This window comes from Streptomyces sp. 8L (assembly GCF_020176795.1).
GTDB lineage: Bacteria > Actinomycetota > Actinomycetes > Streptomycetales > Streptomycetaceae > Streptomyces.
On the sequence record NZ_JAIUKE010000144.1, the window covers coordinates 17,015 to 28,405 of the forward strand.

Annotated in this window: 10 protein-coding genes; 8 read left to right on the forward strand and 2 right to left on the reverse strand. The window is 74.6% G+C overall.

Going from position 1 to position 11,391, the window contains the following annotated elements:
* Positions 1 to 115 precede the first annotated feature (115 nt).
* Positions 116 to 955 (reverse strand): SDR family oxidoreductase, encoded by an 840-nt coding sequence (locus LCE31_RS14175; protein WP_225014593.1) that lies wholly within the window; start codon positions 953 to 955, stop codon positions 116 to 118.
* 92 nt (positions 956 to 1,047) lie between these two features.
* On the opposite strand from LCE31_RS14175, the gene LCE31_RS14180 reads away from it, so the two are divergent.
* From LCE31_RS14180 to LCE31_RS14195, 4 genes are all read left to right on the forward strand, one after another.
* Positions 1,048 to 1,419 carry a winged helix-turn-helix transcriptional regulator gene (locus tag LCE31_RS14180; RefSeq protein ID WP_225014594.1) on the forward strand — a complete coding sequence of 124 codons (372 nt, stop codon included), beginning with the start codon at positions 1,048 to 1,050 and terminating at the stop codon, positions 1,417 to 1,419.
* 205 nt (positions 1,420 to 1,624) lie between these two features.
* Positions 1,625 to 2,746, forward strand: coding sequence for an FAD-dependent oxidoreductase (locus tag LCE31_RS14185; RefSeq protein ID WP_225014595.1), 1,122 nt, complete (start codon positions 1,625 to 1,627; stop codon positions 2,744 to 2,746).
* Between the two features lie 233 nt (positions 2,747 to 2,979).
* The gene (locus LCE31_RS14190; protein ID WP_225014596.1) at positions 2,980 to 3,693 is read left to right on the forward strand and encodes a hypothetical protein; all 714 of its coding nucleotides are present in this window, start codon (positions 2,980 to 2,982) and stop codon (positions 3,691 to 3,693) included.
* A 2-nt stretch (positions 3,694 to 3,695) separates the two neighbouring features.
* Positions 3,696 to 4,349, forward strand: coding sequence for an RES family NAD+ phosphorylase (locus LCE31_RS14195; RefSeq protein ID WP_225014597.1), 654 nt, complete (start codon positions 3,696 to 3,698; stop codon positions 4,347 to 4,349).
* 126 nt (positions 4,350 to 4,475) lie between these two features.
* Here LCE31_RS14195 and LCE31_RS14200 read toward each other — a convergent pair whose 3' ends face one another.
* Positions 4,476 to 6,425, reverse strand: coding sequence for a caspase family protein (locus tag LCE31_RS14200; protein ID WP_225014598.1), 1,950 nt, complete (start codon positions 6,423 to 6,425; stop codon positions 4,476 to 4,478).
* A gap of 356 nt (positions 6,426 to 6,781) precedes the next feature.
* Between LCE31_RS14200 and LCE31_RS14205 the strand changes: the two genes are divergently transcribed.
* The 4 genes from LCE31_RS14205 to LCE31_RS14220 all read left to right on the forward strand — a co-directional run.
* A complete protein-coding gene (locus LCE31_RS14205) occupies positions 6,782 to 8,512 on the forward strand; it encodes an Hsp70 family protein (protein WP_225014599.1) in 1,731 nt (576 codons plus the stop codon).
* Positions 8,513 to 8,527: 15 nt separating this feature from the next.
* Entirely contained in the window at positions 8,528 to 9,655 is a 1,128-nt protein-coding gene (locus LCE31_RS14210) for a tetratricopeptide repeat protein (protein ID WP_225014600.1), read from the forward strand.
* Positions 9,652 to 10,254, forward strand: a complete 603-nt coding sequence (locus tag LCE31_RS14215) for a nucleotide exchange factor GrpE (RefSeq protein WP_225014601.1) — start codon at positions 9,652 to 9,654, stop codon at positions 10,252 to 10,254. Before LCE31_RS14210 ends, LCE31_RS14215 begins: the two co-directional genes overlap by 4 nt.
* A 96-nt stretch (positions 10,255 to 10,350) precedes the next feature.
* Positions 10,351 to 11,391: hypothetical protein (locus LCE31_RS14220; protein ID WP_225014602.1), on the forward strand; the 1,041-nt coding region annotated here is incomplete at its 3' end.

The following is an 11,391-nucleotide window of genomic DNA, read 5'->3' on the forward strand; positions in this document are numbered from 1 at the left end:
GGCCGTCTGAGCAACGCCGGGGCGGCCGGGCCGAGTTGTAAGCCCCCGTGCCCGGCGCCCGGCGCGAGGCGTCCCGCGTCCGGCGCGCGACGCCCCCGTGCCCGGAGCGTGGGCCTCAGCGGAACGCGTCGGCGTTGCGGGCCGCCCAGTCGGTGAAGGGGCGCGGGGCGCGGCCGAGGACCCGCTCGACGTCCGGGCTGACGCGCTGTTCGGCCGGGCTCGGGGAGCCGAGGATGTCCAGCGTGTCGTCGGCGAGCTCCGCCGGCATGTTCCGGGTCATGGCTGCCCTGGCCTCCTCGCGGGTGAGCTCGTGGAACCTCACCGGCCAGCCGAGCGCGGCGGCGATGGCCTCCGTCTGCTCGCGCGGCGTGATCACCTCGGGTCCGGTCAGCTCGTAGGCCTCGCCGGTGTACCGCTCCTCCAGCAGGCAGGCCGCCGCGACCCCGGCGATGTCCGCGGGGTCGACGACCGGCACTCCGGTGTCTCCGAAGGGCGCGGCGACGACCTGTCGCGTGCGGACGGACTCGGCCCACCACAGGGCGTTGGAGGCGAAGCCGCCCGGCCGCAGGACGGCCCACTCCAGGCCGGATTCCCGCAGCGTGTCCTCCAGCGCCCGCATCCCGATCCGCGTGGTGCCGAAGGGTCTGGTCACCACGCCCTGGGTCGAGAGCAGGACGACCCGGCGGACCCCGCGGGCCGCGGCCTCGGCGATGATGCCGGCGGGGTCGGCACCACTGGCGTGCAGGTCTCCCGACAGCAGCAGGAACAGCGCCTTCGCCCCGTCCAGCGCGGGCCCGAGACCGACGGGCCCTGCCAGGTCGGCCACCAGGTGGCGGGCGCCGTCGGGTACCACGGCAGGGTGCCGCGAGACGGCTGTCACCTCCTCGCCGGCCTCGGCCAGCGCCCGCGTCAACGGTCGTCCGACATTGCCGGTGGCCCCGGTCACCACGATCATGTTCAGCTCCTTGTGCGGATGTCCTCTGTGGCACTCACGCTAGGAACCGGGCTAACTTCTGGTAAGGACATACCTCAAGGTAAGCTCAGGCCATGACGGGAAGTCTCCAGCGCACGCAGGCCGGGCCGGGCGGACGGTATGACGTGTTTCACACCGACTGCCCCGCGCGTGCCATGGTCGACCACGTGACCAGCAGGTGGGGCATCTGGGTGCTGATCTCCTTGCGGACCAATGACCTCCGGTTCTACGAGCTGCGCGAGAGCATCCAGGGCATCAGCGAGAAGATGCTCGCCCAGACCCTGCGCGCGCTCGTCCAGGACGGCCTGGTCTGGCGGAAGGTCGAGCCGACGACGCCGCCCCAGGTCACCTACGGGCTGACCGAGTTCGGCAGGCACGTCGGCGAGCCGCTGACCGAGCTGTTCAACCGGATCACCCTGGGGCTGTCCGCGCTCGGCGCGCGATAGCCCCGACGCGCGACGGCGCGACGGCCCGGTGGTGGTGACGGGCGACGGCGTGGTGGTGGTGACGGGCGACGGCGCGACGGCGCGCTGTCGGTGGGACGTCGGTGAGATGTCGGCGGCGTAGGTGTTCTGTCGCCGTGGCCTGGGACGTTGTGGGGAGATCCTGCCGGGCGTTCATCCGGCGGGCGTGACCACGCAAGGAATCGCTATGACATCTGACGTCACCATCATCGGCGCCGGACTCGGCGGTCTCACACTCGCCCGTGTCCTGCACGTCCACGGAATCCCGTCCACCGTCTACGAGGCGGAGGCCTCCTCGGCGGCACGCGCGCAGGGCGGGCTTCTCGACATCCGCGACTACTACGGCCAGCCGGCGCTGCGGGACGCCGGGCTGATGGAGGAGTTCCGCGGCCTCGTCCTGGAGGGGCGCCAGGCGCTGCGGCTCCTTGACCGGCACGGGAACGTCCTGCACGAGGCGCCCGACGACGGTACGGGGAGCGAACCCGAGGTGGTGCGGGGTGAGTTGCGGCGGATGCTGCTCGACTCGCTGCCTGCCGGCACCGTGCGGTGGGGGCACAAGGTCCGCGGTGTCCGTGCCCTCGGCGGGGGCCGTCACGAGGTGGCCTTCGCCGACGGCACCACCGCAGACACGGACCTGCTGGTCGGCGCGGACGGTGCGTGGTCGCGGGTCAGGCCGCTGCTGTCCGCCGCGGTGCCCGCGTACATCGGCGTCTCGTTCGTCGAGATCTACCTCCTCGACAGCGACACCCGGCACCCCGCAGGCGCGAAGACCGTGGGCGGCGGGCAGTTGATGGCGCTTGAGCCGGGAAAGGGCCTCCTGGTCCACCGCGAGCGCGGCGGGAAGCTGCACACCTGGGTGATGCTCGCCAGGCCGCAGGACTGGTTCGCCGCCGTCGATTTCGCCGATCCCGCCGCGGCCACCGCGCGGATCGCGGAGGAGTTCGCGGGCTGGGCGCCGGAGTTGCTCTCGCTGATCACCGACGGCGATACCGCCCCGGTCCTGCGCACCCCCTGCGCCCTGCCCGTCGGCCACCGGTGGGACCGGACACCGGGAGTGACCCTGGTCGGCGACGCCGCCCACCTCACGGCCCCGAACGGCGAAGGCGCCAACCTGGCCATGTACGACGGTGCGGAACTCGGCAAGGCCATAGCCGCCCATCCCGGCGACACCGGGGCCGCGCTCGCCGCGTACGAGGAGGCCATGTTCCCCCGTGCCGCCGCGTCCGCCGCCGGAGGCCCCCATCTCCACGACATCCTGGGCGAAGGCACGCCCTTCAACCTGATCGAGAGGCCCGCCGGACAGGCCTGACCCGGCCCGTCGCGGTCCCCCGGCGCACCCAGGTCACCGCTGCGTCGGATGAAGTCGGCGCTCGCGAGGCCGAGTTGGCGCCGGATGTTCGTACGGGCGGGGGCGGGCGTGCTCCAATGGGAACGGTGGGGGACCGACCGCGGGGCCCTGACCGAAGCCGTGAAGGGGCCGCGGGGCCCTGACCGAAGCCGTCGAGGGACCGCGGGCCCTGACCGAGGGAGAGGAGCCGGCCAGTGACCGAAGGACCGGACGAGGTCGCGCCGGACGGGGCCGCGCCGGATTCTCCCGCCGCCGCCGACCGGCTGGTGCTCGCCGCCGCGGCGGCGGACTGGGACCGGCTCGGCCCGCTCCTCGACGCCGAGCCGGAAGTCCGCGACCGGCTGGCCGCACTGCTCACGGCCTACCGCGGGTCGAGCCGTCCCGGGCGGTTTGCCGCCGAGGCGGCCCGCCTGCTGCGTGAGGCTCTGCCCGCCGAGTTCGGCGACGGCGCCGCCGGGCGCCTCGTCCCCACCGCTCCGGCCGGCGCCAAAGCCCCGTCCGTACGGGGCTTCGTCGCCGAGGACCTCGTGGTCCTGCTGGTCGACGGCCACCGCATGGCCGGGCCGGTGCTCGGGGCGGTCCGCGACCGCCTGCTCGCGGAACCCGCCGTCGCACCCGACACCGTCGGCGCGCGCGGGCCGGACCCGGGCGGCTCCGGCCTGATCCGGCTGCCCGGGCCCGGCGGCCGGCCCCGCCTGCCGCTCTTCCAGTTCGACGAGGGCCTCTCGCCCCGGTCCGTTGTCCTCGACGTCAACCGCCTGCTCGGCGCCGACGCCGACCCGTGGGGCGTCGCCGACTGGTGGCTGTCGGGCAACGCCTGGCTGGGCACCGCCCCCGCCCGCCTGCTCGGCTCCGGCCAGGACGGGCGGCTGCTGGACGCGGCGCGACTGCTGAAGGAGGCGGACTGACGGTGCCCCACTACCGGCCGCCCGAAGCCCTCACCGGCACGCCCGGCAAAGCCGTCCTGCCCCGAGGGACGCTCCTGTACCGCGTGCACGGCGCGCACCGCCCCGCGCACGCCTTCAACCCGCGCCCCGCGCACTGCCTGTACGGCGGTGGCCGGTTCGACGGTACGTCCTGCGATCCCTATCCCTACCTCTACGCCGGGCTCGGTGCGGCCGCCGCGGTCTGCGAGACCCTCCTGCGCGACCTGGAGTTCGATCCTTCCGGCGGCCCCAGGCTGCTGCCGGCCGCGGCGATCGCGGGCCGGCGGTTCAGCACCCTGCGCCTCACCACCGACCTCACCCTGCTGCCGTTGCTCGGCGGCCGGGACCTCGCCGCCGTCCACCAGGACCCCTGGCTGATCCACACCGAGGCGCGGGACTACCCGTACACCCGCGACTGGGCCCACTGGCTCCGCCGCCACACCGATCCCTGGGCGTGCGGCCTGCTCTGGCCGTCCAAGCGCGAGCCCGGCGAGCGCGCCCTGGTGCTCTTCGGCGACCGCTGCCCGCCGGGGGCCCTGCGCGTCGAGCCGGACACCGCGCTCGACCTCGACGGCGAGGCGGGCCGCGCGTGGCTGGACGCGGTGCTGGAGCCCTACCAGGTGCGGCTGGCGCTCTGAGGCCCCGGCCGCGACGGCGAGCGCGCCACATCCCGGACCCCAGGCCGCGACGTGCCGGTTCGTCGGGCCCCGTCCGGGCCGTGGCCGCCCTGCCCCCCGCGCGCCCGTCCGTGAACTACCGGTTCCTCAGGGCTCGTTGGCCGGTATACGTGTACGCAGCGGGACGGTGCGTACGGCCCAGCGGGCGGTCGGGACCGTTCCGGCGGGCCGGCCGAGGTCACGGAGGCCGTCCGGCGGCCCGAGCCGCAGCACCGCGGACGTCTCGGGCAGGCCGTCCCGGCCGATCGGGTGGGACGGGTCCCACGGGTCCATGCAGAACGGCACGGTGTTCAACTCGGTCTCGGCGACCACGAGTTTGAGCCAGTCCCGCACCTCGGCGCCCGGCGCCTCCCTGGCCGCAGGCACGCTCAGCTCCACCGGCTCCCCGTCCAGGGCGTGTCCGGTGCCGCCGGGCCCGATCCAGTGGCCGGGAAAGAGCACAGGGCTCGCGGCGTAGCGGTCCGTGAGGTCGAGCAGGACGCACCACAGCGGACGGTGCGACCGGTTGTGGAGCCGGATCGACACCAGAGGCCGGCGCGGCGGGGCCCCGCCCCCGCCCTCGTACGAGCACACGATCTCCCCGCTGCCGTCCGGCGTCAGGGGCGGCCCGTCCGGGCGGTCCCACGGGACGATCTCCAGGCAGACGGAGGCGTCGAGCACGGACGGCCCCGAGGTCAGGTCGCGCAGCCGGTGCCAACGGGCCAGGTGGGTCAGACAGTCGACGACCCGCCGCGCGTCCGCCGGGCCCGACAGCGGCAGCGGGTCGGCGAACGGGACGCCGTCCCGGCCCAGCAGCCGGGTCCTCGCCCCGCGCGTCACGGCCCGGACGTGCAGCGCGGACCAGTCTTGCGGAGCGTCCGCCACCCGCAGCAGCGGCGAGGGCCCGCCGCCGGGACCGTACCCGGCGATCGCCTCCCGCAGCAGGCGCGCCGCGTGCGCGGACGCGGCCCCGACGCTGACCGTGGCCGGCGGCACGGCCAGCGCGGAGACGGCCACGGGGTGGACCAGCGCGGGGTCCGGGCTCCAGCCGACCGCGTCGACCAGCGTCCGCTCCTCCCGTACGGCACGGGCCCTCAGCAGGCCCCCGCTCCCGCCCTCCACGGGGACGAACTCGGTGCCCTCGGCACCCTCCCCGGTCCGCAGCCCGTGCGCCGCCCCGCAGTCGACCTCCCATCCGTCCGGCCCGTACCGCAGCAGGTGGTCCCCCGCCGCGCGCCCGGCGGCGCCGCCGAGGAACGGCAGGTCGGCCAGGCCGCCGGAGCGAGCCGGGTGCAGCACCGGCCGCTGGTCCCACACGGCACGGCGCACCCGCGCGTCGGCCGCCGCGAGCAACTGCCGGTAGGAGGCGCCGGGTCCGGCCGCGCGGACCGCCTCCAGCAGGGAGTGGGTGAAGATCCCGTGCTTGCGGCCCTCGCACCAGTCCTCGTACGCGTACTGGTCCAGCCGGCTCGCCGCGAGGAGGAGGTGCTGTTGCGGGCGGGCCCCGTCCGCCGTGTCGCGGGGGACCGGCCGCCGCCGCGTGCCGGGCGTCCGCGGCTGCGCCCCGCCCGGGCCGCGTGGCGGCGCGCAGCGCACGGCGAGGCCCGGCGCGGTGTCGGCTTCACGGGTCGCGCCGCCCGAGAAGCAGCAGTCGAGCACGGCCACTGTCTGGGCGCCCCGCCGCGCGACGCGCTCCAGGAGGGTTCCCAGCCTCTTGTCCAGCAGATCCCCGTCGCAGCACACCAGGGCCTGGTTCGCCCCGGTGGCCTCGATCAGCAGGTCCGCGCCCGAGGCCGGGAGTTGTCTGCCGTGACCGGAGAACCAGAACAGCGCGGTGTCCCCCTCGCCGGCCCGCCCCAGGAAATCCCTGATCGCCGCCTGGACCGCCGCGACCGTCGCCGACTCGTCCGGCAGGCTCAGCATCCGTCCCGCGCCGCCCGCGCGTCTCTCGATCAGACGGCGGGCCGCGGTGATGTCGTTGACGCAGCCGGTCAACTCCGGTGCCACATCGGCCGGATACCTGTTGACGCCCACGAAGAGGGCGTAGATCTGACCCATGCGGGCAGTGTCGCAGCCGGAGCCCCGGCCCGGTGGCGGGATCGGGGCGGAAAGCGGTCGTGTTCCGGTTACTCGTGGGTCACCGATCAGCAAAGCGATGGTGATGCTCCCCGGGCTGCCGCACAATCAATCCCAGTGAACGTGAACGGCAGTGGGCAGTCGGGGCGCACGGGGTCAACACGGGCCATTCATGGGCCACTTCGAGGAGCGACGGCGCTACTTTCGGGCCGGATCTCGGGCGCCGCGGCCTTGCTTCTTTGGCATGCTGCCGCAGGACAGCCGGCGCCGGAGGCCGGGGCCGGGACGGACACGAACGCGGATGTGCGGGGTTTCGCGCTCATGAGGGGGAGTCAGCAGTGACACGTGTGGTGGGTATCGACCTCGGGACGACGTACTGCGCCGTGGCGGTCGCCGACCGGTCGGGCAGCGCGTCCATCGTCCGCAACCGGGAGGGCGAGAACATCACCCCGTCCGTGGTGATGTTCCAGGGCGACACCGTCGTCGTGGGCTCGCAGGCGAAGCGTTCCGCGGCCACGGCTCCCGACCACGTGGTGCAGTTCGTCAAGCGCTACATGGGGGACACCAACCCCATCTACCAGTCCGAGTCCGGCACGTCGTACCGGCCCGAGGAGATCTCCGCCCTGCTGCTCAAACGCCTCAAGGAGGACGCCGAGCTGATGCTCGGCGAGCCCGTCGAGCAGGCGGTCATCACCGTACCCGCGTACTTCGACGATCTCCGGCGCAAGGCGACGCAGGACGCGGGCCGGCTCGCCGGGCTCGAAGTGCTGCGCATCGTCAACGAGCCCACCGCTGCCGCGCTCGCCTACGGCCTCGACCAGTCCTCCACGAACGACGGGACCGACGCGACCGACGGGTCCCCCGGGCACAACGGGTCCACCGGGCACAGCGGGGCTGCGGGGACCACGGCGACCGCCGGGGCCGACAGCACCACCGGGGCCGGCGGTGAAAGCGGTGGGGGCGGTGCGCGGATCGGCACCGTCCTCGTCTACGACCTCGGCGGCGGCACCTTCGACGTCACCCTCATGCGGGTCGAGGACGGCGACTACACGGTGATCGCCACCGACGGGGACCGCAACCTCGGCGGCTTCGACTGGGACGGCGCGCTGATGAACCACCTCAACGGCGCGTTCATGGCCTCGGGCGGCCAGGACCTCACCGAGGACAGCGCGTTGCAGGCCGAGCTGCGCGACAAGGCGGAGATCGCCAAGCGCACCCTCTCCAACGCGCCGCAGGCCGTCGTGGTGCTCTCCGCGGGCGACCGCCACGAGCAGATCCGGGTGACCCGCGAGAAGTTCGAGGAGATCACCGCCGAACTCCTCGACCGCACCCGCATCATCACCGAGGGCGTGCTGGAGGACGCCGGTCTCGGCTGGGCCGGCGTGGACCGGCTGCTGCTGGTCGGCGGCTCCACCCGGATGCCCATGGTGCAGGAGCTGATCGGCCGGCTCTCGGGCCGGGAGCCTGAGCGTGGCATCGCCCAGGACGAGGTGGTCGCGCTCGGCGCCGCGCTGGTCGCGCTGGACGCGGCGGTCCGGGGCGAGGAGGCGGAGGAGAAGCGCAGGTACGTCGGCAGCGGGGCGAACGTCGAGTCCGCACCCGGCGACGGCCTGGCCCGCCTCACCAAGGGGAGGGTGAAGTCCATCAGGGACGTCACCTCCCAGTCCCTCGGCATGGTCGCGGTGCGCGACCGCAAGCGGCTCGACGACGAGTTCAACGCGGTGATCATCCCGCGCAACACGCCCGTGCCGACGAAGCAGAGCGACACCTTCCACACGCTCTTCGACCAGCAGCGCAGGCTCAGGGTCCAAGTGACGGAGGGCGACGACGCGGACCTGGCGTACGTGAAGACGGTCGGGGAGAGCACCATCGACATCCCGCCGTACCCGGTGGGCGCGCCCTTCGAGGTGTTCTACTCCTACGACGTCGACGGCATCATCCACGTCGAGGTGAAGGACGGCACGACGGGCAAGTGGCTGGGCGAGTTCGAGCTGGAGCGCCCCGACAACCTCGACGCGGACGAGCTGGCCGAACTCGGTGACCGCGTCGCCCGCGCCTCGACCGTCTAGCCGGAGCCCGCTGCGATGACAACCGAGGACACCCCGTCCTACTACGCGGAGTTCGGCATCGACAGGGCCGCGGACGCGGACGCCATCTCCGGGGAGCTCGACCGGGCCTTCCGCTCCTGGTCGAGCCGGGCGAGCCGGGCACCCGACCCCAGGAAACGGCGGGAGGCAGAGGACAAGGTCGAACTGATCGCCCGGGCACGGGCGGTGCTGCTCGACCCGGCCAAGCGCCGCGCGTACGACAGGGATCTGGACCGGCCCAAGCAGCGTCCCGGGCCGCCGGAGCCGCCGCCGCGCGTGCCGCCGCCGGCGCCTCCCACCAGGAACTGGGTCGCGGAAGCCCGCAAGCTGATCGCCCAGGGCAACGAGGACGGCGCGCTGTACGAGCTGCGGCAGGCCGTGCACTTCGACGACCGCGACCCCGAGGCCTGGCGGATGCTCGGCGCCATCCACACCAGGCGCCGGCAGTGGGACGACGCCTTGCAGGAGTTCCAGCGGGCGCTCGCGCTCCAGCCACGCGACGCACCCACGCACACCGCGATCGCCCGGGTGCACGAGCAGCTCGGCGCCCCCGCCACCGCCGCCACCTGGCACATGGCCGCGGCCCGGCTCACTCCGGGGGACGTCGTCTCCCAGGTCGCCGCCGCCGACAGCCTCTACCGCGCGGGACGCTACGACGAGGCGCTGAGCGGCTACGAGCAGGCCCTGTCGGAGAGGCCCGGCGACGCGGCCGTCCGCGCCCAGATCGCCCGGATCTGGTCGCAGCGCGCCGAGGGCGCCATGGTCTGGCACCCCAGGAGGCAGCGGTACGCGGTCGCTTCGGCGTGGAGCGTCCCGATGGTCACGCACTGCGTGGACCAGGCGCTGGCCGTCGGCGTCTCGGACGTCCAGCTCTCCCACCGGCTGGCCTCGTACCGCGACGAGGCGTCCAGGGCGCTCACACGGACCTGGCGCTGGCGCAAGAGCATGGGCAGGGTCATGGCCCTGTGCTTCGTGCTGATGTTCGTGCCCGCGAACGCGGTCAGCCTGGCGGCCCTCGTCGCCTTCTTCGCCCTGCCGATCGCCATGGGCACAAGGCCGCGGTGGCGGCACACGTACGACGAACTGCCCGCGCACCAACGGCCGCAGAGGGAGAGGGCCCGATGACGAATCCACCGCCCATGCCGCAGGAGCCGCCCGCTCCGCGGCTCCCGGGGCCGACGGAGCCACCGGGAGAGCAGGGGGCCGGTCCCGCGCCGCGGCCCGAGGCGTTCGCCGCCCCGGCCGACCCGTTCGCCGTGGTGGCCGACGCGGTCGACGGCATGCGCGACGAACTGGCGGGCCTCGCCGACCAGTTCCGCCGCCGCCTGCTCAACGACCGGGAGACCCGCCGGGGCCTCGACGGTCTGCTGGCCGAACTCGACCACGCACACAGGGCCGCCGAGGGCCGCATCGTGCAACCGCTGCTCTACGACCTCGTCCTCGTCCTCGACCGGGTCGAGCGGGTCGCGGGGGAGGCCGGGCGGGACGACACCTTCGCCGGCTCCGTCGCAGGGGAGCTGCTGGCCCTCCTGGAGAAGTACGGCATGACCCGCATCCCGGTCGTCCGCGGCCCGTTCGACCCCGCCACGCAGGAGGCCGTATCCGCCGTCGCCGCGCTCTCCCCGGAGCAGAGCGGGGACGTCGCAGAAGTGGTGCGGCACGGCTACCGGATGGACGAGCGCGTCGTGCGCCCGCAGCAGGTCCGGGTCTACACCGACCGGTGAGCGGGGGCCTGTTGGACACCGCCCGCGCCGCCCGGGAAGCCGTCCGCGGGGCGCTCGCGTCCAGGCGCCGGGACAACCGGCCGAAGGGCGGCCCGTATGCCTGACAGCCTCGACATCGAGCCCCTGATGCGCTCGATCAGGAGTGTGGTCGGCGACAGGGCGTGGAGCACGGCGACCGCGCGGCTCAGCGCGATGGTGGCCGAGTACGCGGGCACGGCCGACGCCGCCGCGGCCTTCGACGTCTACTACGCGCACTGGCGGAACATGCCCGCCACCGGACCGCGCCGTCCGGCCTACGCCGGCTATCTGCTCCAGCTCGTGCCCCTGATGCGGCAGAGCGGGACGTGCTGCACCTCGGAGCAGGCGGAGGAACTGGCGGCGGCGGCACTGACCGCGGGGGACCCGGCGTGGCAGGCACTGATCACCGGTGTCCGCGCGCTCGTGCTGTTGCAGGACCACGGCACCGTCTGGCGGGACCCGGCGCTGCTGGAGAGGGTGGTGGAGGATCTGGACTCGGCCTCCGGCCTGCTCCCGCAGGGGGCGGACGGGACGGCCACCGCCACCGGCTTCAGGATCGGCCGCGCCGTGGCCCGGGCGGAGCACGCGCGGCTGCGCGGCGGCGAGGCCGAACTCGACACGGCCATCGGGGAATTGGCCGCGTGCCGCCGGGCCTTCGCGGACCGGCCGGACGATCAGGCCTATCTCACCTGCTTCATCGCCTGCCTCCGCGCCGGGCGCGCCCACCTCGGCAGGGACGAGGACGCCATGGCCGGGTACATCCGCGAGCACGAGATCGCCCTGGCCCGGCTGCCGCGCCACCACCCGGGGCGGGACAGTGCGGAACAGTGGCTGGCCGCCGACCGGCTGAAGCTGCGGAGCCTGGTGTCCGAGCGCACGGGCGAACTCTGGCCGTCGCAGGGGCCCGAGCCCGGATCGGCGCCCGGAACCGGACCTGGAACCGGACATGGAACGGGGCCCGGGCCCGGGCCTGGAACCGGGCCCGGGGGGGGGGCGCCGCGGGGCCCCCCCCCCCCCCCCCCGCCCCCCCCGGCCGCGGGGGGGGGCGGGGGGCGGGGCGCGGCCCCGCGGCGCGCGGGGGGGGGGGCGGGCGGGGGCGCGGCGGGGGGCCGGGGCGGG